15 protein-coding genes and 1 pseudogene are annotated in these 20,316 nt (G+C 59.6%); 7 read left to right on the forward strand and 9 right to left on the reverse strand.

Translation table 11 applies throughout. The features are described from left to right. A partial coding sequence (locus tag AC3WN7_RS26870) for a beta strand repeat-containing protein (RefSeq protein WP_492575415.1) occupies positions 1-2,513 on the forward strand: 2,513 nt, incomplete at its 5' end. A gap of 131 nt (positions 2,514-2,644) precedes the next feature. Here the strand turns inward: AC3WN7_RS26870 and AC3WN7_RS26875 are convergent. Continuing rightward, a complete protein-coding gene (locus AC3WN7_RS26875) occupies positions 2,645-4,705 on the reverse strand; it encodes a TonB-dependent receptor (protein WP_102675634.1) in 2,061 nt (686 codons plus the stop codon). A 306-nt stretch (positions 4,706-5,011) separates the two neighbouring features. On the opposite strand from AC3WN7_RS26875, the gene AC3WN7_RS26880 reads away from it, so the two are divergent. Beyond that, a complete protein-coding gene (locus AC3WN7_RS26880) occupies positions 5,012-6,664 on the forward strand; it encodes a cyclic peptide export ABC transporter (protein WP_102675633.1) in 1,653 nt (550 codons plus the stop codon). Positions 6,665-6,688: 24 nt separating this feature from the next. Here the strand turns inward: AC3WN7_RS26880 and fhuF are convergent, their stop codons facing one another. Next, the gene (gene fhuF / locus AC3WN7_RS26885; RefSeq protein WP_102675632.1) at positions 6,689-7,369 is read right to left on the reverse strand and encodes a siderophore-iron reductase FhuF; all 681 of its coding nucleotides are present in this window, start codon (positions 7,367-7,369) and stop codon (positions 6,689-6,691) included. A gap of 208 nt (positions 7,370-7,577) precedes the next feature. Here fhuF and AC3WN7_RS26890 point away from each other — a divergent pair, with 208 nt between their 5' ends. Continuing rightward, entirely contained in the window at positions 7,578-9,323 is a 1,746-nt protein-coding gene (locus AC3WN7_RS26890; RefSeq protein ID WP_102675631.1) for an ABC transporter ATP-binding protein/permease, read from the forward strand. A gap of 662 nt (positions 9,324-9,985) precedes the next feature. Further along, positions 9,986-10,900, forward strand: coding sequence for a LysR family transcriptional regulator (locus AC3WN7_RS26895; protein WP_102675629.1), 915 nt, complete (start codon positions 9,986-9,988; stop codon positions 10,898-10,900). Here the strand turns inward: AC3WN7_RS26895 and AC3WN7_RS26900 are convergent. The 3 genes and pseudogenes from AC3WN7_RS26900 to AC3WN7_RS26910 all read right to left on the reverse strand — a co-directional run bounded on the left by AC3WN7_RS26900 (position 10,890) and on the right by AC3WN7_RS26910 (position 14,227). Then, the gene (locus AC3WN7_RS26900) at positions 10,890-11,666 is read right to left on the reverse strand and encodes a substrate-binding domain-containing protein (RefSeq protein WP_102675636.1); all 777 of its coding nucleotides are present in this window, start codon (positions 11,664-11,666) and stop codon (positions 10,890-10,892) included. The genes AC3WN7_RS26895 and AC3WN7_RS26900 overlap by 11 nt on opposite strands. A gap of 26 nt (positions 11,667-11,692) precedes the next feature. Then, positions 11,693-12,997, reverse strand: a complete 1,305-nt coding sequence (locus tag AC3WN7_RS26905) for an MFS transporter (RefSeq protein WP_102675628.1) — start codon at positions 12,995-12,997, stop codon at positions 11,693-11,695. Positions 12,998-13,152: 155 nt separating this feature from the next. Beyond that, positions 13,153-14,227 (reverse strand): annotated as a pseudogene (locus tag AC3WN7_RS26910) (diguanylate cyclase domain-containing protein). Positions 14,228-14,400: 173 nt separating this feature from the next. Between AC3WN7_RS26910 and AC3WN7_RS26915 the strand changes: the two are divergent. Then, on the forward strand, positions 14,401-14,739 hold the full coding sequence (locus tag AC3WN7_RS26915; RefSeq protein WP_102675627.1) for an FKBP-type peptidyl-prolyl cis-trans isomerase: 339 nt from the start codon (positions 14,401-14,403) through the stop codon (positions 14,737-14,739). Positions 14,740-14,758: 19 nt separating this feature from the next. On the opposite strand, the gene AC3WN7_RS26920 is transcribed toward AC3WN7_RS26915, so the two are convergent. Together AC3WN7_RS26920 and AC3WN7_RS26925 are read right to left on the reverse strand one after the other, a co-directional pair. Then, on the reverse strand, positions 14,759-15,082 hold the full coding sequence (locus AC3WN7_RS26920) for a protealysin inhibitor emfourin (RefSeq protein WP_102675626.1): 324 nt from the start codon (positions 15,080-15,082) through the stop codon (positions 14,759-14,761). Next, positions 15,079-16,140 carry a M4 family metallopeptidase gene (locus tag AC3WN7_RS26925; protein WP_102675625.1) on the reverse strand — a complete coding sequence of 354 codons (1,062 nt, stop codon included), beginning with the start codon at positions 16,138-16,140 and terminating at the stop codon, positions 15,079-15,081. The genes AC3WN7_RS26920 and AC3WN7_RS26925 overlap by 4 nt, the downstream gene beginning before the upstream one ends. A 200-nt stretch (positions 16,141-16,340) precedes the next feature. Between AC3WN7_RS26925 and AC3WN7_RS26930 the strand changes: the two genes are divergently transcribed. Further along, positions 16,341-16,817 carry an MEKHLA domain-containing protein gene (locus tag AC3WN7_RS26930; protein ID WP_095967623.1) on the forward strand — a complete coding sequence of 159 codons (477 nt, stop codon included), beginning with the start codon at positions 16,341-16,343 and terminating at the stop codon, positions 16,815-16,817. A 7-nt stretch (positions 16,818-16,824) separates the two neighbouring features. Here AC3WN7_RS26930 and AC3WN7_RS26935 read toward each other — a convergent pair whose 3' ends face one another. Then, positions 16,825-17,946: a cytochrome P450 gene (locus AC3WN7_RS26935; RefSeq protein WP_102675624.1), complete on the reverse strand. Its 1,122-nt coding sequence runs from the start codon at positions 17,944-17,946 to the stop codon at positions 16,825-16,827. Positions 17,947-18,025: 79 nt separating this feature from the next. Between AC3WN7_RS26935 and AC3WN7_RS26940 the strand changes: the two genes are divergently transcribed. Further along, positions 18,026-18,799, forward strand: a complete 774-nt coding sequence (locus AC3WN7_RS26940) for an ArsR/SmtB family transcription factor (RefSeq protein WP_102675623.1) — start codon at positions 18,026-18,028, stop codon at positions 18,797-18,799. A 278-nt stretch (positions 18,800-19,077) separates the two neighbouring features. On the opposite strand, the gene AC3WN7_RS26945 is transcribed toward AC3WN7_RS26940, so the two are convergent. Beyond that, positions 19,078-20,097, reverse strand: coding sequence for a branched-chain amino acid aminotransferase (locus tag AC3WN7_RS26945; protein ID WP_102675622.1), 1,020 nt, complete (start codon positions 20,095-20,097; stop codon positions 19,078-19,080). Positions 20,098-20,316 lie beyond the last annotated feature (219 nt).

Consider the following 20,316-nt stretch of genomic DNA (forward strand, 5'->3'; position numbering starts at 1 on the left):
AGTTCGCCGCCGGCACCACCTACACCGACACCTTCGCGGTGAGCAGTGCCGACGGCACCCTCACTTCGGTCACCGTGCATATCGCCGGCAGCAACGACTCACCGACTATCACGTCCAACGGTGGCGGTGCGACGGCTTCGATCAATGTGGCGGAGAACACCACGGCGGTCTCGACAGTGGCGGCGACCGATGCTGATCTACCAGCGCAGACGCTGAGCTACTCGATCCTGAATACGGCCGGGACGGACTTCAGCAAGTTCTCGATCAGTTCGAGTGGGGTGCTGACGTTCAATTCGGCGCCCGATTACGAGAGTCCCCAGGATGTCGGTGGTACCGATGGCGACAACGCCTACGTTGTGGATGTTCAGGTGGCCGACGCCAGTGGCGGAATCGATACGCAGACGATTACGGTAAACGTGCAGAACGTCGTTGAAACTCCGATTGATACAACACCGCCAGCTTCACCGACTGGGCTGACTTACAACAACTCCGGTACAAACCATAAGCTTTCAGGGAGCGCCGAAGCTAATTCATTCATTAAGGTTTACCTGGACAATGGCAATGGCGTGTTTGGCGCCGGCGACACAGAAATTGGGACCGGAACGACCAATACCGGCGGTCAATTCGCCAATATTGATTTGGCTGGCAAGTTTACGGGTACCAAGACGCTATTTGTCACGGCTATGGACGCGGCAGGCAACGTTAGTGCTGCAACAAGCATTAGCCTGACTTACCCTGCGGGAGTGTCCGGAGAAGCAATTAACCTTGCGATTGCTGATCCATCGGCAGGCCTGAGCGATAGCTTTGTTGTCACAATTGCCGACGTTCCGTCAAATTGGACTCTAAACGCCGGAATCAACAACGGCGACGGCACCTGGACCGTGCAGACCAGCGATCCCGGAGCATTGACCGTTACAACACCAGAAGGCTTCGCGGGCGCTGCGGTACTCCACATCAACATGACCTGGACTAACGCCGACGGCAGTGTGGGCAGTTCCTATGTATTCAATAACGTCGAGGCCTTTGCCCCCGACACGCCGATCTTCGCCCTGTCCGCTGACGACAACCTGACCGGTTCGTCCGGTACCGACACCTTCGTCTTCGCCCAGCCGATCGGCAACAATCAGATCTACAGTTTCGATGCCACGGCAGACAAGATCGACATGATCGGCTTCACGGGCGTCACCGGCTTTGCTGACTTGAGTATCACTAACGACGCCAATGGCAATGCATTGGTCAGCATAAGCTCGGGTCAGACGGTCACCCTGAAAGGTGTCGATGCCGCGAACTTGAGCGAAGCGAACTTCCAGTTCGATGTCGATCCGCTCACCAACAACGCCGGCACCCTCACCATTGCCGACGGCGCGATCATGCCGTTCGGTGGCAGCATCCATAACAGCGGCACCATCGAGCTCGGCTCCAGCGGCAACGAGACCAGCCTTGAGATTCTGTTCCGTGGCGCGACCTTGACCGGTGGCGGCCAGGTGCTGCTATCCGACAACGCGCAAAACGTGATTTTCGGCGGCAGCGCCGACACGGTACTCACCAATGCCGACAACACCATCTCGGGTGCCGGCCAGTTGGGCGCGGGGCAGATGATGCTGGTCAACTCGGGCCTGATCCTTGCCGGCGGCGTCAATGCGCTGGTGATCGATACCGGTAGCAGCGCTGTCACCAACACGGGAGTGCTGCAAGCCAGTGGCAGCGGTGGATTGGTGATTGAAAGTGCGCTGGTCAACAGCGGTAGCCTGTGGGCGAACGATGGCAATATCACCATCCACGGAGATGCCCAAGGCGCGGGAAGCGCGACTATCAGCGGTTCGGCGATGCTGGAATTCGGTGCGGCCTCCGATCAGCATGTGACGTTTGACAGCGGCGCGGCAGGCACGCTCAAGCTTGATGTGTCGACGGCGTTCAGTGGCAGCGTCAGCGGTTTTGCCGCAGGTGACAAGCTGGACTTTGGCGATATTGCGTTCGGCGCCGATACGCAGATCACTTATGCAGCGAATGACACAGGCACCGGCGGCCTGCTGATGGTGAGCGACGGCGCACATGCGGCGCAGATCGCGCTGAATGGCCAATACGCGGCGGCCGGTTTGCAGGCGAACGCCGAGGGCAGCGGCAGTGAGCTGGCCTACGATGCCGCGGCGGCAAACCACAGGATGCTGGGCGGTCTGGCCAACGACACACTGGTCGGCGGTGCGGGTGACGATCTGTTCCTTGGCGGGCAGGGCAACGACACGCTCTACGGCGGCCTCGGCAACGATACCTTCATGTTTGCTGCGGCAGGCTTCGGCAACGACTCGATCCAGGACTTCGACCTCAATCCGAGCGGAGGGCAGGACTTGCTCAATATTGCGGGGACGGGGATCAACAGCGAGACGTTCGCTGCCAACGTGAGCATTGCGGCTGACGGGGCGGACACGGTGATCGGGATCGGCGTGGACTCTATTCGCCTTGTCGGGGTCAGCAGTGCAGGTATCGATCAGGCGGACTTTATCCTGGCGGTATGATGCTTTTGCTGCCGAAAAGAGAATGCTTGTCCACTCATCGATTGTTCGCGTCACGGGACCCATCTTTCTCTTATGAGGATGACGACCGCCTTGAAACCGGAAGCGGGGATTCCTTCCCCGCTTCCATGGGTTTACATGTCGTAGCGCAGGATCAGGCCCAGCGTGCGCGGGGCGCCAACATCAATGATGTCGCCGCTGCGGTTGTTGGTGATGTATTCCTTGTCAAAGGCGTTTTTCACGTAACCGGATACGGCGACGTTCTTGGTGATCTTGTACTCGGCGTTGAAGTTGGTCAGCCAGTAGGCGTCGGACTTGCGCTCATCGATGACCTGGCCCGCTTCATCGAATTCATACTCCGACGGTGAGGTGCTCTGGTAAATGACGTCGGTGTTCAGGGTCAGACGGTCATTCCAGCGATAGGTACCGCCCAGCGCCATCTTGTACTTGGGCGAATAGAGGAAGTCCTCGCCGCTCATGTCCCGGCCATCGCTCGCGACGAAATCCTTGTACTTGCCATCGGTAACGGAGGCACCGGCCGTCAGGGTCAGCTGTTGGGTGAAGTCCTTCTCGACGGAGACTTCCAGGCCCTTGATGTCACTGCGACCGGCGTTGAACACGTGAAGGAACTCGGTGTTCGGATCCAGCACACTGACCTGTTGGTCTTTCCAGTCGGTGTAGTACAGGTTGGCGCGGGTACGCAGGGTCTGGTCGAAGAACGAGCCACGGTAGGACAGTTCGTAGTTGGTGGTGTATTCCGGATCGTAAGCTTCGTGACCGGAGCCGGAACGAACGTTGACGCCACCGCCGCGATAGCCTTTCTGCACCATGAAGCCGACGTACTGATTCGCAGCCAGTTCATAGTCGATACCCAACTTCGGCAGCACGGCATCGAACGACTTGCTGGTTTTGCCCGAGGTGGAGAAGTCGTCCTGCTCGATGTCGGTGTCGTTCTTCTCGTGGTCGTAGCGCAGCCCGGTGATCAGTGTCCAGCGCGGGGCGAACGTCCAGTTGATTTCACCGAACACCGCCTTGTTTTCTATCGTCGTATCGCCTTTGACGGTGCCGACCAGTTCGTTGTCGAACAACAATTGGTCGTGGAAGTTGTTGGTGTTGTGGCCGTAGTAGACACCCGCGAAGCTCTTCACCGTGTCACCGCTGTAGTTCAGGCGCAGTTCCTGACTGAACAGGTCGCCATCCTGCTTGCGCAGAACGACTTCATTGGCATCGGCGGTCTGGTCGAAGTCCAGGCGGGCGTCATAGTCCGAGCGGGTGTTGGCGGTGAGGCTGGTTATGGACCAGTTGTCGTCCAGGCGGTAATCCACCTTGGCGCTGACGGTGTCTTGCTCGAGTTTGTCGTAGGCCTTGGTGTCGGACGACACGTCGTAGTAACGGACCTTGCCGTTCTGACGCATGACCGAGTTGTCGCCCTTGCGGCTTTCACCATGGGCGTAAGTCAGCAGCACATCGAGATCGTCGTTGGGCAGGATCAGCAATTTGCCGCGGGCATTGGCGGTGCGGGTCGGGTTGGCGTCGTCATCTAGCGCGACGTTGTCGATGTAACCGTCACCTTCCTGGTAATCCACGGCGATGCGGCCGGCAATCTTGTCATCGACGATCGAGCCGCCACCGGCAATCGCTCCGCCGCTTTCACCGTAGTTACCCACGTTGGTCTGTGCCGAAAGGCTCGGTTCGAAAGTCGGGTTCCTGGTCTGGATGACCACTGCACCGGCCAGGGAGTTACGGCCCTGGGTGGTGGACTGCGGACCGAGGAACACTTCGACCTGCTCGACGTCCCACAGCGGCATCGGGCTGAGGGTCAGGGCGCGGTTGGGTTGCACGGCGCCGTCGACGAACACCGAAACCGCACCATTGAGCGTGGCCGGGCCCTGGTCTTCGAAACCGGACACCGGGACGCCACGGATGCCCCAGTTCTCGTTACCGGACTGGTTGTAGACACCCGGCGTACGGGCGAATACATCGACCAGGTCATGGTCTTCCTTCTCGCGCAATTGCTTGTCAGTCACCACGACGACACTGGACTGGGTCTGCTCCAGGGTGCGGTTGATTTTTTCACCGGTCACCGTGATCGGAGCGATCTCCATCGTGTTCGACTGTTCAGCTGCCCATGCGCTGTTAGCCAGGCAGACCGCCGACCCCACAGCCCACGCAATTGTCTTCTTTTTGAAGTTCACGCCCCGCTCCCCTGCGACAGATGTTTTGTGATTTTTCTTACGTCGATAACGCCACTTTCCTACGGCTGGCGGGAGTCTAATCTAAAGAAATGCTTATTTAAACGCTTTTGATAACTCATCTCATTTGTATTTGTCATGCCGACATGTATCAGACCGAATACAATCCGTGTCAGTATTTTGAGGCGTTTTCTGCCGTACTCTCAGCGCTGATTGCTTTCCACTCGCAGTGGTCAAGCTGATCGGTAGCGTTGCAGCGGCAACGGGTTGCGCGCCTTGCGGCCATCATCACTTGCGGAGCGGCTTGAAATGGATTTGCTGATACTCATGGCCAAACGCTCATGGCTCGCGCTTTTGATCGCGAGCCTGACGGGCCTGATGTGTGGGCTGGCGGCAGCGGGCCTGATTGCCTTGATCAACCACAGCCTGGAAGTGTTTGATCAGTTGCGTCCCGCGGATGGTCTGTATTTTGTCGCACTGGTGGGGTTGGCAGTCGTGTCACGGGTGGCATCAGACGTAAGCCTGCTGCGACTGGGACAGGGTGCCGTCCACGATATGCGTCTGCACCTGAGTGCCAAGCTGATCGATACGCCTTACGCGCAGTTGCAACGCCTGGGCAAACACCGTCTTCTGACCATGCTGACCGACGATACACAGACCATCAGCCAAGCGGTTGAGCTGGTTCCAGTCTTGCTGGTCAACACCGGGATCATCACCGCTTGCCTGGCCTATCTGGGTTGGCTCAGTTTGCCGCTACTCGGTTTGACGCTATTGCTGATCGTCCTGGGCAGCCTCAGTTTCAATTGGCCGCAGCGTCAGGCACTGACGTCGATCGCGCGCGCTCGTGAGCTCAAGGATCAGTTGTTCGATCAATACCGCCTGCTGACCGACGGCAGCAAGGAATTGCAGCTCAACCATCCGCGTCGACAACACTTCTTCACTCGCCTGCTGCTACCTGTAAGCCAGCAATACCGTCGGGATTTCGTGCGCGGCATGAGCATCTACGCTGTCGTGCTCAATTGGGGAAATGCGGTGTTCTACATGCTGATCGGCGTGGTGCTGTTCGCTGCGCCGCGCTTCATCGACATGAACGCCAGCCTGGCCACCGGCTATATCCTGACCATCCTCTACATGATTACTCCGCTATCTGAGCTGATGCATGCCTTGCCCATTCTGGGCCGTGCCAGCATCGCTCTGAACAAGATCCGCGCCCTGGAAGGCGAACTGCAAACCGTCAGCGATACCGCGCAGAGGCCCTCCCAGCCCCAGGTTCGCCGCCTGGTCTGCCGGCAAGTCACCCATACCTATTATCGCGAACGCGAGGACGGTCATTTCACCCTTGGCCCCATAGACCTCACCCTCAATGCCGGCGAAGTAGTGTTCATCACCGGTGGCAATGGCAGCGGAAAAACCACCCTGGCCTTGTTGCTGACCGGCCTTTACCGGCCGGAAAGCGGTGACATCGAGCTCGACGAACAAGTGTCTTCAGCCAGCAGCAATCATCATTACCGGCAGCACTTCTCGGCGATTTTTACCGACTTTTGCCTGTTCGAAGATCTGTTGAACGGCGATGACCCACAGCGGGTGCAGCAGGCTCGGGAATACCTGATTCACCTGCAACTGGAGCATAAAGTGCGTATCGAGAATGGACAGTTGACGACCTTGGCGCTGTCCACCGGACAACGCAAACGCCTGGCCTTGCTCAGCGCCTGGTTGGAGGACCGTCCTTGCTACCTGTTCGATGAGTGGGCGGCCGACCAAGACCCGGTGTTCAAGCACTTCTTCTACAACAGGATCCTGTCGGACCTGCGAGAGCGTCAAAAACTGGTGATCGTTATCTCCCATGACGATACGTACTTTGGCCTGGCAGACCGGTTGATCCGCATCGAAAACGGGATGCTCAGTGACATCACACCGGGCAACGATGCAGACGCACCGGCATTGGCCAAGGTCTGTCCATAAAGAAAGGATCACACGGTGAGTCGTTCAATCGTCCGCATAGATGCAGTGCAGGTAACTCACCTGTTCTGCCACCGGCAATCGATGCAGCTTGGGGCACGACTCGCATAGCACGGGTGGCTCACCTTCAATGGGCTCGTGCAACTGGTAGTGCAGGCAGCAATGTCGGCGCAATGGAAGTTGGGCACAAATGTCCGGCGCAGGTGACTCGACCATGCGCTGCAGGCTCCGTAACTTCAGGCGCCCGTCATTCACCGTGGCCGACTCCAGCCACTGATGCGCCTCGGCGAATCCATCCCTGGACAAATTGGCATCCATTCTCGCAAAGGCACCGTCCCAGATGGCGACCATATTGCCCCACAATACTTTTGGGGCCAGGCCACCGGCGGCAGCCAGGGTGGTGAAAACCGGTGCCAGATGTTCGTGGATCAACCGCGACCAGTAGGCTGCCCGGTCTTCGGGGGGCAGGGTCGGTAAATGGGCGGCCAGCCCCAGTGCCTGTGGTTGACCGTCATCGTGAAACAGCACGGTCTCCTCGCCCCAGAAATCGATCGCGTGAGCACGCGTGAGAACACAGGCCAGAGCGGCGGGCAGGACGATGCTCATATAGTTCATCGACCACTGTGAAACTACGGCTGCGCGGTTCACTCCTGGATAAAGCAGGGCGAATCGGGTCAGCAGTGGTTGCAGCACGACGGGGTCGGCCATTCGGCTCAAGCGTATGAAAGGCGGGTCACCAGGATCACTACGGATTACCCGCTGTATCGGCGGCCAGGTCTGGTTAAGCCACTCTGGGAATTTGATAACGGCTCTCCCGCGACTTTCCCTAATTATTGCAAACGATTAGCATTGGCGAATCCTACCTTCCCTCCCTTTCAAACTCAACGTCGCCAGCGACCTGGCTCCCCAGGACCCCATGCACACACTCCGCAATTTCTGGCGTCTCGCTCGACCTTTCTGGTTATCCGAACAAAAGTATCCGGCCGTGCTGCTGCTTGTCGCTACGGTGCTGATGACACTGTGCCTGGTGGGGATCAATATCCTCACCAACTTCTGGAACCTGCACTTTTACAATGCCTTGCAGGACAAGGACTACCAAGGTTTTATCCTCGGCGGCCTCCAGTTCATCCTGCTGCAAATCGGTACCGCCACCTTCACCGTGGCTGCGTTTCACTTCCAGCAGAAGCTGACATTGCGCTGGCGCCGCTGGGCCACACGGAACATGCTCGATCAATGGCTGGATAGCCAGCGTTACCAGAAAATGAAGCTGACCGGGGCCGACGTCGACAACCCCGATCAGCGGATCGCCGAGGACATCGATCTATTCATTATCAAATCGCTCAAATTGAGTTTGGGACTGTTGACCTCCGTGGTCTCGCTGTTTTCCTTCCTGCATATCCTCTGGCAGGCTTCCGGCCTGGTCAGTATTCCGTTCGCCGGCCAATCCGTGGTCATTCCGGGGTTGCTGGTATGGATCGCCCTGGTTTACGCGCTATTGGGCACTGGCTTCGCGTTCTGGCTGGGACGCGCATTGCCACGACTCAATTTCATGCAACAGCGGCGCGAAGCGGATTTCCGGTTTTCGCTGATGCGTCTGAGAGAAAATGCCGATTCAGTCGCTCAATACCGAGGCGAAACCGTGGAAAACCTCCGTTTCAATCAACGGCTGGAGGCGGCCCTGGAAAACTTCTGGGCGCTGGTGAAAAAACAGAAACTGGTCATGGGCTATTCGACGTTCTACTTGCGCAGCGCCACCGTCATACCGATGTTCATCATGGCGCCACAGTTTTTTGCCGGCGCATTCTCACTCGGCCGTCTGACCCAGATAAGCGCCGCCTTCGGCGAAGTACATGCGGCCATCGCTTATCTGGTTGAAGTGTTCCCGGAACTGTCCGAGTGGAAATCGGTGATCGACCGGCTGGTCGGTTTCCAGGAGCGACTGGATAGCGTCGAGGTCGAGTCGAAGGTCATCCTTGGTCAACAGTCCCAAGGCTTCCATATCAAGGACCTGGACATCTGGTTGCCGAATGGCCGGCGCTTGCTCACAGGCTTTGATCTTTCACTCCAACCCGGCGACAGCCTGTTGATCAATGCCCCGTCCGGCTACGGCAAGTCGACGCTGATTCGTGCGATCACAGGGCTTTGGCCCCACGCGAGCGGTTCAGCCGCTTACGACCGAGAGCGGACCCTCACACTCTCGCAAAAACCCTATCTGCCGCTGGGCAGCCTTCGAGAGGCTCTCTGGTATCCCCATCCGCCCCATCACGAAAAAGACACTGCTCTGCGCTCGGCCATGCAGCAAATCGGCCTGCAACACCTGAGCGAACACCTGGACCAGGAACTTGACTGGGCTCAGACCCTGAGCATTGGCGAATTGCAGCGTTGTGCCTTTGTACGGGCGTTGATGACCCGCCCCGCGCTGCTGTTCCTCGACGAGAGCAGTTCGGCGCTCGATTCAGTGAACGAGGCGCGCTGTTATCAGTTGCTTAAACAGACACTACCGGAGTCGATCCTGATCAGCGTCGGTCACAATGCCTCTCTGGAGCACTTCCATCGGCAAGTCCTGGAGCTGCAAAGCGAGTCTCAGTGGGAGTATCGAAAGGTTAACGTTGGCGACGCCGCCTGCCTGTCCCGAGGGGATTACAGTGCGATCGAAGACTGATCGACTATAGAGAATCGGATACAGCCCTTGGTGACAGGCCGAAAACGGCCAGAATAGTCATTCGAATGTGCGTAGAAAAAACGGCAAGGAAATACGAGGGTCAAAAATGGGGGGCATCTTCGACATCGTAATCAACCTGTTGGCTCATCGCATTGGCGTTTATGTGCTGGGCTTACTTAGTGGCGGCCGTTTCAAGGGAGAAAGCGGTTTTGCCTGGGGCTGGGCAGTCGCCGTCGGCTGCTTGGTACTATTCGCTCCTTTCGCGGCTTTAATAGCCTGGCTCATCCAAACCAGTGGTCGTTGAGGAGATATCCGCTAAGGGTCGACTTCTACCGGTCAAAATCGAATGAAGCAGATGCTTTGTCGTCGGTTAGCCTGCCAATTTTTGCCAGCCCACTGGTGCTGCTGCCCTGAACCGAATTTATCGCCACAATGTTTGGAAAAAATCCGTATAGGTGCCAGCCCCAAAGAGGCTCTTTCCGCCAGCAGCAGGAAGAGCGCCGATTGATACAGTGGCTATGCAGCCTGAATCGGCCGTTTCAACTGACCTGGAAAAAATTCAAATCCTGGTGAAAATGACCGGCTCAGCCCATAAAGCTTTGCATCAATTGGTTACATTCATAGAATAAGCTGATCAATCTGCCTCGTTTCCGGGTAACGCCATGGCGATCAACTTCGACCTCAATGACCTGCAAGCCTTCCGTGCCGTGGTCGAGCAGGGCAGCTTTCGCAAGGCCGCCGATGCAGTGCGCATTTCCCAGCCCGCCTTGAGCCGGCGGATCGAAAAACTCGAAGATGCCCTTGGCGTGCGCCTGTTCGAGCGCACCACGCGCAAGGTCAGCCTGACCCAGGCCGGACGGGGTTTCATGCCCAGCGTCGAGCGCCTGCTGGACGATCTGGACGTGGCATTGCTGGGCATCAGCGAAGTCGCTTCGACCCGGCTCGGCCATGTCACGGTCGCCTGTGTACCCTCGGCGGCTTACTACTTCATGCCGCGGGTGATCGCGCACTATCACCGGCAGTTTCCGCGGATCAAGGTCAAGGTGCTGGACTCCAGCGCCCACGACGTCTTGAGCGCGGTGGTCAATGGCGAAGCGGATTTCGGCCTGAGCTTCATGGGCACGCTGGAGGCCGAAGTGGATTTCGAGCCCCTGGTGCAGGAAGGGTATGTCGTGGCGTGCCGGCGCGATCATCCGCTGGCGGGGCGAAGCAGTGTCACCTGGGACGAGTTCTATCGGCAGGATTACATCTCGCTGGATAAAACCTCGGGCAACCGCTTTCTGCTGGATCAGGCACTGACTGGCGTGGAGCCGCAGCGGTCGAGTATTTGTGAAACCCGTCATGTGACCACCATGATTGGTCTGGTGGAGGCCGGGTTGGGCGTGGCAGCCGTGCCGTTGATGGCGATGCCGGCGGCGGATCATCCGATCCTGACGCGGGTGCCGCTGACCGATCCACAGGTGATGCGCAGCGTCGGTCTGATCAAGCGCCGGGGTCGAACCCTGACCCCGGCGGCATTGGAGCTGGAACGGCTGGTGGTGGAGATGAAAGTTCTGCAGCCGTCGGTCAGCGACTGACCGAGTCCAGTCCGGTCGCCTTCACATCCGGTTGAGCCTGGGTCGAGGCCAGGTATTCCAGCAAGGCTTTGGCTTCGGCCGGGTGCTGTGCCCCTACCGGGATGCCGGCGGCAAACCGGGTCACCGATTGCACGGACTCCGGAATCTTCGCCACGAAACTGACCCCCGGCACCGGCAACAATTCGCTGACCTGCTGAAAGCCCAGTTGATAGTCGCCGGTGGCAACCACGGAGCCCACGGGGATTTTCGGCACCATGGTCGATTTGCGCTTGAGCTGGTCTTCGATCCCCAGGCGCTTGAACAGCTGCTGCTCGATGTACACGCCGCTGGCACTGTCGGAGTAGGCCACCGATTTCGCCTCGAGCAATGTCTTTTTCAGGCCCTCGACATTGCTGATGTCCGGCTTCGGTGCACCTTCGCGCACCACCAGGCCAATGCGCGAATCCGCCAGTTCGACCCGTGAGGCAGGGTCGACCTTGCCTTGTTTGATCAGGTCGTCCAGTGCGTAGCCGACCATGATCACTACGTCTGCTTGCTCACCCCGGGCCAGGCGATTGGGAATCGCCTCCGGGGCCTTGCCCATGGAAGGACCGAGTGCGGTGTCGAGGGTATTGCCGGTGGCGGCGGCGAACTTCGGGCCGAGGATCTTGTAGGCCGCCGTGAAGCCGCCGGAGGTCATCACACGGATCTCTTCGGCCTGGGCAAAGCCGCTCAATCCAAGGCTGGCCACCAACGCGAAGGCGGCAAAACCGAACTGTTTTTTCATGATTGTGTTCTCGATCAAGGGCAGGTTCACGACGCCACCGGTTGCAGATGATTCGATGCGCGGCGATAGAGCATGAGCGTCGCGCACAGCGCGCACAGTGCTGCAAAGCTCATCCAGTAGCCTGGCGCCGCCTTATCGCCGGTGTACTGGATCAGCAAGGTCGACATCGCCGGGGTGAACCCGCCGAACACGGCCGTGGCCAGGCTATAGGCGAGGGAGAAACCGGCCACCCGGACTTCCACGGGCATGATCTCTGTCAGCGCCGGGATCATCGCGCCGTTGTACAGGCCGTAGATAAACGACAGCCACAACAGCACCAGCAGCATGTGGATGAAGCTGGGCGCGTTCACCAGGTAGGTCAGCACCGGGTAAGTGGTGGCGATGGCCAGCAAGGCCATGGCGATCAACACCGGGCGTCGACCGATACGGTCCGAGAGTGTGCCGCCAATCGGCAGCCAGATGAAATTCGAAACACCCACCAGCAATGTCACCAGCAGCGCATCGGACGTGCTCAGGTGCAGGACGGTTTTACCGAAGGTCGGTGCGTATACCGTGATCAGGTAGAAGGCGGTGGTGGTCAGGGCGACCATCATCATGCCGGCGAACACGATCAGCCAGTTTTGCCCCAGGGTGCGGAACACCTCTCTCATGCTCGGGCGGTGTTTACGGGTGGCGAACTCTTCGGTTTCTTCCAGGTTGCGCCGCAGCAGGAAGATGAAGGGCACGATCATGCAGCCGACGAAGAACGGAATCCGCCAGCCCCAATCGGCAATCACACTCGGCGCCATCCACTGGTTCAAGGCATAACCCAGTGCGGCGGCGACGATGATCGCCACTTGCTGGCTGCCCGACTGCCAACTGGTGAAAAAGCCCTTGTGGCCGGGTGTGGCGATTTCGGCGAGATACACCGACACGCCACCCAGTTCCGCACCGGCGGAAAAGCCCTGCAGCAGCCGCCCGATCAGCACCAGGACCGGGGCGAACAAACCGATGGTCTCGTAACCGGGCACCAGCACAATCAGGATGGTGCCGCTGGCCATGATCGACAGGGTCACGATCAAGCCTTTGCGTCGACCCACGTCATCGATATAGGCACCCAGCACCACGGCGCCCAATGGACGCATCAGGAAGCCTGCACCGAACACGGCGAAGGTCATCATCAGCGAGGCGAATTCGCTGCTGGCCGGAAAGAACACGGCAGCGATCTGCGTGGCATAGAAACCAAAAAGAAAGAAGTCGAACTGTTCGAGGAAGTTGCCCGAGGTGACCCGGAAAATCGCGCTGGCCCGGGAGCGACCGGCAGTCGCGGGCTGTTGGATTGATGCTGTCATTGACCTGTACTCCACCGCTTTTATGACGTGCGCCGGCTGGACGCGGCGCACGGTTGTTATTGGGGCGGATAGTGGAGCAGGGACATCGATATGTTAATTGCATTGTTGGCATGCATTGATGTGCAAAGCGGATCAATGCATGCCAGGAGCAAACGCTACTCGCTGTGCGCCCGCACAATGCTCTCGGTGCCCAACCGATACTGATTGTTCCCGCTGCGCTTGGCTTCATACATCGCCAGGTCGGCAATGTGCAGCAAGCGGTCGATGCTTGACGCATGATCGGGGAACACGGCGACGCCCAGGCTGGTGCCGATGTGGCGCTGGTCGTTGCCGATGGTGACGGGCGGGGAGAGTTCGACGAGGATTTTCTGGCAGAGGGTGCGCACTTCGTCCTGCAGATTTTCGCCTTGGGGGCAAGTCCTGGAGGATGACCACGAATTCGTCGCCACCGATCCGCGCGACGGTGTCGGTGCCGCGCAGAATGCGCTTGAGCCGGGTGGCGGTGGTGACCAGCACGCGGTCGCCGGCCGCATGGCCATAGCGGTCATTGATGGCCTTGAAACCATTGAGATCGACAAACACCAGCGCCACCCGCGTGGCGCTGACGCGCGCCTGCTCCAGCGCTTCGCACAGGCGCTCTTCGAGCACCAGGCGATTGGGCAGACCGGTCAGCGGGTCGTAATGGGCCAGGTGCTTGAGGTAGTTGGCCGAGGCCTTTTCTTCGGTGATGTCGCGTACCACGCCCATCATCTTGATCGTTTCGTCGTGGTCATTCTTGACCACGTTGCCGGTTTCCCGCAGCCAGCGGATCGTGCCGTCGGGCCAGACCACGCGGTATTCCTCATCATGGTTTTCGCCGGTTTCCAGGCAACGCAGTTCGCCGGCCCGGACCCTCAGCCGGTCGTCAGGATGCACGCAGGAGCAGAACAGGGCGTAGGAGGGCGTCACTTCGCCGATCTTGAACCCGAACATGCCGAAAATCGCGTCGGACCAGTACAGGTGGTCGGTGTCGACATCCCAATCCCAGGTGCCGATGCGAGCGAAATACTGGCTGCGCTTGAAGCGCTCGGCGTCGCCAGCCTGATGGATGTTCCGGCCTTCGGACAGGCTGTTGATGATCGCGCGGTACTGCGCCAGTTGCTTGTGCCGCGAGCGTTCGCGCCAGACCAGCGCGACGATCAGGGTGAGCGTCATTGAACCAAGGATGACGCTGGTCCAGAGCAGGATCATTCGGGCATGGCCATCAGGGCGTTGAACCGTAGGGGTAATCGTTGATTATTTTAATTCAGCAAACCGCTTTAAACGCAGCGCGCGGAGACGGCAAGGGTTGCCAATCGCGGGCAAATCTGGGAAAACGGCGCCCATCGGGCCCTTGAGGGCGAGTGAGCATACGAGTGAATTCAATGAATGACGAGCTTCAGATAATCGATCTGCAGTTGGGTGACGGAAAAGCCGCGGTAAAAGGCGCGTTGATCACCACCCAGTACCGTGGCTGGCTGGAGGACGGAACCGAATTCGATTCGTCCTACAGCCGGGGCAAACCCTTCCAGTGCGTGATCGGCACCGGGCGGGTTATCAAGGGCTGGGACCAGGGCATCATGGGCATGCAGGTCGGTGGCAAGCGCAAGTTGCTGGTGCCGGCGCACCTGGCCTATGGCGAACGCACCATGGGCAAGATCACGCCGAATTCGAACCTGATCTTCGAAATTGAATTGCTGGAAGTGCTGACGCGGGATGATTGACCGGTGGGGGCGGGGAGATCTACAGCAACTGCCCCGTGTCCCAAAGATGGACCAGCTCTCCCGGTGCCTGGTCCTCCGGCACTTTAAGCACCATCCGGTCTTCCTGCCCGCCTGACCGATAGTTCACCTCTATCTGGTAAAAGCGCTGGTCGCCACGCCCGGATACCGTGCTGTCCAGGGTCAGGCAACCCTCCAGTACCGAACAGATGCGGGTGCGCTGGCTGATGTCGCATTGCGCAAACTCAATCTCCCGAGGGCGGCTCAAGGCGTGGATCGCTGCGAAACCACCCTGGCGGGAGAGGCGAACCCGGGCGTCGTCGCCCAATGCAGGCAGGGTTTTCATAGGGTCTCCGTGATTTCGATGCCCGTTTGAGCCCAGCCCTGGCGCACGGCCTCGACTTCTCGCGCACCGAAGCGTTGGGCGGCATGGTCGACGGTCAGCCGGGCGAAGGCATCGAAATCGGCGTCCGGATTCAGGCGTTTGTCGCACAGGGCGTCGTACCAGATCACCCCGGCTTTCTTCCAGGCGAACCCGCCAAGCGCTCTGGCTGCCAGATAAAACGCGCGATTGGGGATGCCGGAATTAATGTGCACACCACCATTGTCCTCCTGGGTGATGACGAATTCACGCATGTGATCCGGTTGCGGATCCTTGCCCAACAGCGGATCGTCGTAGGCCGTGCCCGGGTGGGACATCGAGCGCAGGCCTCTGCCATTGATCTTTGGCGTCAGCAAGTCAGCCCCGATCAGCCAGTCCGCCTGCTCGACGGTGTGGCCAAGGACGAACTGCTTGGTGAGGATGCCGAACACATCCGACAGCGACTCGTTCAAGGCCCCGGACTGGTTGGCGTAGATCAGCCCGGCCGTGCTTTCGGTCACGCCATGGGCCAGTTCATGGGCGACCACATCCAGCGAGCGGGTGAAGCGCTGGAAAATTTCCCCGTCACCATCGCCGAAGACCATTTGCGCACCATTCCAGAAGGCGTTTTCGTATCCCAGGCCATAATGCACGCTGCCGACCAAGGCAAATCCCTTGTTATCGATCGAGTCGCGACGCAGCACCTTCCAGAAGAAATCATAGCTGGCTCCCAGTGCATCGTAAGCTTCATCGACGGCCGCATCGCCTGTGGCCGGCTGGCCTTCCATTCGCACCGGCATACCCGGCAACAGCATTTTGTTCTGGGCGTCGTGCAGGCTGCGCTGGACCACTCCCGGCTTTCCGGGCGACGGCAGAATCGCCCGCTCCGGCGGCCGCGAAGGTGGCCCGGGATTGGGCAGCAGGTTTTGCACATGATGCAGGGTGATCATCGCCGCCGTGCGCTGCGGTTCTGAGCCGTGGGCGATGATGCGGTTGAGAATGTAGGGCGGGATAAAACTGCGCAGTGCTGGTGAGTCGTTCATCCGTGCATCCCTGGCGTGACAGCGGTCGATACTGATGTGATCCGGGCACCGCGCGTTCGGTTCCGTACCGGGTCCTTGTGCGAGCGGGTTCGCGATATCGACACGTCAGTCGACAATGATGTTGAATAGCACGCCATCGTCGCGAGCCCGCTCGCTCACACAGGTTTTGTGTTTGAACTCACCCGCCTTACAGGAAGCCCATGTCGCCAGCCAATGAATTTCTGGAGATGGTTCAACAGCTGGATGTCGCTTACCGGCACTGGACCGGTGCGCGCTTGCCGGCTCCGCAATCGCTGAGCGAAGACGAGCGTCTAGCCTGGCTGCATGCTCACGCGCCTTTTGCTTTGCTGGCCCATGGCACCGAGGCCGATCCGCTGTTTTATTACGCCAACGAGCAGGCCCTCGCCAGTTTCAAGTACCCGCGCGAGCAGTTCATCGGCATGCCTTCGCGTTTCAGTGCATCACCGCTGGACCGGGACATGCGCCAGGCGCTTCTGGAGCAGGTCACGGCCCATGGCATTGCCCATGGCTACAGTGGCTATCGGGTGGATCGGCAGGGCAATGCCTTCATGATTCATGAAGGCAAGGTGTGGACGCTGGTTGATCAGCAGGGTGTGCGTTTGGGGCAGGCGGCGTTGTTCTGGCCGGATGCTGCACGGGTTGGGCAGTTGGACTGATCGTCGATCAAGCCACTGGCCAATCCCTGAACAGCGGAATTCGTCCATTCGCGGACGGGCGGTAGTCCCAGGTCAGGCGGTCCAGTCCCGGCTTCAGCACCAGAATGTGCCGGATGGTAGCGCCGGCAATGCTCAACGCCAGAGTCTGTCCCGGACATTGATGGCGCCCCGCACCAAAAGTGAAGCTGCGCCGGTTCGGGCGGCCGAGCAGGAGCGCGTCGGGGTTGTCGTTGAGCTGTGGGTCGCGATTGGCCGAGGCCAGCAGCACCAGGATCATGTCCCCGGCATTCAGCCTTGCGCCGTCGATTTCGCAGGGGGCGGCGACGAAGCGGCGGGTGCTCTGTACCGGCGGGTCAAAGCGCTGCACTTCGGCCAGCAGATCTTCGACATGGGGTGATTGGCTGAGTAACGTCGGGTGTTGAATCAATGCCAGCACAGCGTTGCCGATCAGCCCGGCCGTGGCGTCGAACGTCTGGGAAAACAGGCCGATCAGGTTGGCGATCAGCATTTGCGGTGCACCGCCGGTGAAGCGCTGGCGGATGCCTGCAAGCAGACGGCTGTGGTTGTCCGGGTCAGCCAAAAGCTCGACACAATAACCGCTCAGTTGTTCGGCGGCGGCATGGGCGGCGGACAGCTGTGCCGAGGTACTCAAGGGCGACAGGCAAGCCACGAAGTCCGCCGTCAGTTCACTGATGATTCGGCCCTGAGCCGGAGTGAATCCCAGCAACGCCGCCACCACGCACACTGGCCCACGGAACATGGCGTTGTACAGGCCGACGGCGTCGGCGGAGATCAAGCGGGCGCTGACCAGACTCTCGACTTCCCGCGTATCGATCAACTCCAGCCCCGGCGCAATCGCCGACCGTGGGCAATGCTGGCGCTCACCTTCATTCATGCGCATCAACTGGCCGAACACCTGGCCGGCCAGGCCATCGGCAATCGCCCTGGGGACTGGCTCCTGCGCGGGGCGAACCTGGCAATCGGCATGCGCCAGCACGGCAGCCACCGCCCGGGCGCTGCTGGCCACCCACATGTTCAGCTGCGGATGAAAAGCCAGCCCGCCCTCGGCACGCAGTTGTGCGTAGTAGGGATAAGGATCGGCATGGGTCGCAGCGATGATCGGGTCCATGGGTCACAGCCTTTTGTTGTTGGAAAGTGTTGCTACTATCTCCAGTCCGAAAGAGCGTTGATTCGTCCGGGAGCGAAATATGAGCGCAGAACAGCACGACATCGGTGTCTCGCAAGTGGCGGCCGCTATCGCGGAGCCTGCACGGACGAAAATCCTTTGCTCGCTGATGGACGGTCACGCTCGCACCAGCACCGAACTCGCGGCCGTGGCCGAAGTCAGCGCGTCGACTGCCAGTGCCCACCTGGGCAAACTCAAGGAGATGGCGCTGATACGGCTGCACGTTCAGGGGCGTCACCGCTATTACAGCCTGGCGGACAAACGTGTGGCCCAGGCCCTGGAAGCGCTGATGGTGATCGGCCAGAACAGCGCGCCGAGCTTCCAGTCGCGTACCCCGGATCGCCTGCAGTTTGCCCGCACCTGCTACGACCATATGGCGGGAACCCTGGCCGTGCTGTTGCATGACCGGATGCTCGAAGCGGGCTGGCTGGAGGAAACCGACGAACAGGCCTATCGCTTGAGTGACAGTGGTTCGGCAATGTTTCAGGGGCTAGGCATTGAAGTGCAGGATCTGAGTACGCTGCGCCGCCGTTTTGCCTGCCCGTGCCTGGACTGGAGCATGCGCCGGCCGCACCTGGGTGGATCACTAGGGGCGGCGTTGTTGCAAACGGCGCTCAAGCGCAAATGGGTGACCCAGGATCTGGACAGTCGGGCGTTGGCGTTGACGGCGTTGGGGCGCAAGGAGATGGCGGGGCGGTTTGGGCTTGAGTTGCCGCTGCTGGTTGAAGGCAATGGCAAAAGATTACCAATCGCGGCAGCGCCGACCACACCAGGTGCATCCATTAACGATCAATAGCATTTTTCCGGTTGCTTCTGTGGTGACTGACATACTGCCTTCGCGGGCAAGCCCGCTCCCACAGGGATTTTCAGTGTGCACAAGATCTGCGAACGACACAAAACCAGTGTGGGAGCGGGCTTGCTCGCGAAAGCGGTGTGTCAGGCAATGATGATGTCGAATCTGACGGCCCCTTCGCGAGCAAGCCCGCTCCCACAGGGGGGACTCGTCAGTACGATGCAAACAAAAAGCCCCCCATCGGTCACCCGATGGGGGGCTTTTGTGCGTCTGGCGTCAGGTCAGACCTTGACGATCCAGCCCGCTGGCGCTTCGATGTCGCCGGTTTGCACGCCGGTCAGCTCTTTGTAGAGCTTCTGGGTGACCGGGCCGACTTCGGTTTCGCTGTGGAACACGTGCAGGTGGTCGTTGTAGTCGATGCCGCCAATCGGTGTGATCACCGCCGCAGTACCGCAAGCACCGGCTTCCTTGAAGTCGGAGAGCTTGTCGATGAACACGTCGCCTTCAACCACTTCCATACCCAGACGGGTCCTGGCCAGCTCGATCAGCGACAGACGGGTGATGCCCGGCAGTACCGATGGCGAGTTCGGGGTCACGAACTTGTTGTCGTGGGTGATCCCGAAGAAGTTGGCCGAACCGACTTCCTCGATCTTGGTGTGGGTCATCGGATCCAGGTAGATGGCGTCGGCAAAGTGGGCTTTCTTGGCCTTGGAGCCCGGCATCAGGCTGGCGGCATAGTTGCCACCGACCTTGGCCGCACCGGTGCCTTGCGGCGCAGCGCGGTCGTAGCTGGAGATCTGGAAGTTGTGCGGGGTCAGGCCACCCTTGAAGTAGGCGCCGACCGGGATGCAGAAGATCGAGAAGATGAACTCGGGGGCGGTACGCACGCCGATGTTGTCACCCACGCCGATCACGAACGGGCGCAGGTACAGCGCGCCGCCGGTGCCGTACGGCGGAATGAAACGCTCGTTGGCGCGGACCACGGCCTTGCAGGCTTCGATGAATTGCTCGGTGTCGACTTGCGGCATGAGCAGACGGGCGCAACTGCGCTGCATGCGCAGGGCGTTCTGGTCCGGGCGGAACAGGTTGATCGAGCCGTCCTTGCAACGATAGGCCTTCATGCCTTCGAAGCATTGCTGGCCATAGTGAAGGGCCGTGGAGCCTTCGCTGATGTGCAGCACGTTATCTTCGGTCAGGGTGCCCTTGTCCCATTCGCCATTGCGAAAGTACGACAGATAGCGCTTGTCAGTCTTGATGTAGTCAAAACCCAGCTTGTCCCAATTGATGCTTTCGTTACCCATGACACCCTCTATCACTTAACAACCGCCGAAACGGTTCAAGGCTTCTGACGTTTTTTGGATGGGGACAACAATACTTCATTCTTGGGCTAAATCGCAGCCCAGACTATCGGCTGATCGGCAGATAATTCGCGTTGACCTTGAGAATTCGCGAGCAAGCCCGCTCCCACATTTGAAATGCATTCCCCTGTGGGAGCGGGCTTGCTCGCGAAGAGGCCATCC

The organism is Pseudomonas sp. FW305-70 (assembly GCF_058783925.1).

What these genes read in the sequence shown, in the direction of transcription:
- AC3WN7_RS26930 (WP_095967623.1), top strand. Translation starts at nt 16,341, where the DNA reads ATGTCGCCAGCCAATGAATTTCTGGAGATGGTTCAACAGCTGGATGTC.
- AC3WN7_RS26945 (WP_102675622.1), bottom strand. Translation starts at nt 20,097, where the DNA reads ATGGGTAACGAAAGCATCAATTGGGACAAGCTGGGTTTTGACTACATC.
- AC3WN7_RS26915 (WP_102675627.1), top strand. Translation starts at nt 14,401, where the DNA reads ATGAATGACGAGCTTCAGATAATCGATCTGCAGTTGGGTGACGGAAAA.
- AC3WN7_RS26890 (WP_102675631.1), top strand. Translation starts at nt 7,578, where the DNA reads ATGCACACACTCCGCAATTTCTGGCGTCTCGCTCGACCTTTCTGGTTA.
- AC3WN7_RS26905 (WP_102675628.1), bottom strand. Translation starts at nt 12,997, where the DNA reads ATGACAGCATCAATCCAACAGCCCGCGACTGCCGGTCGCTCCCGGGCC.
- AC3WN7_RS26900 (WP_102675636.1), bottom strand. Translation starts at nt 11,666, where the DNA reads ATGAAAAAACAGTTCGGTTTTGCCGCCTTCGCGTTGGTGGCCAGCCTT.
- AC3WN7_RS26920 (WP_102675626.1), bottom strand. Translation starts at nt 15,082, where the DNA reads ATGAAAACCCTGCCTGCATTGGGCGACGACGCCCGGGTTCGCCTCTCC.
- AC3WN7_RS26895 (WP_102675629.1), top strand. Translation starts at nt 9,986, where the DNA reads ATGGCGATCAACTTCGACCTCAATGACCTGCAAGCCTTCCGTGCCGTG.
- AC3WN7_RS26940 (WP_102675623.1), top strand. Translation starts at nt 18,026, where the DNA reads ATGAGCGCAGAACAGCACGACATCGGTGTCTCGCAAGTGGCGGCCGCT.
- AC3WN7_RS26880 (WP_102675633.1), top strand. Translation starts at nt 5,012, where the DNA reads ATGGATTTGCTGATACTCATGGCCAAACGCTCATGGCTCGCGCTTTTG.
- AC3WN7_RS26925 (WP_102675625.1), bottom strand. Translation starts at nt 16,140, where the DNA reads ATGAACGACTCACCAGCACTGCGCAGTTTTATCCCGCCCTACATTCTC.
- AC3WN7_RS26935 (WP_102675624.1), bottom strand. Translation starts at nt 17,946, where the DNA reads ATGGACCCGATCATCGCTGCGACCCATGCCGATCCTTATCCCTACTAC.
- fhuF (WP_102675632.1), bottom strand. Translation starts at nt 7,369, where the DNA reads ATGGCCGACCCCGTCGTGCTGCAACCACTGCTGACCCGATTCGCCCTG.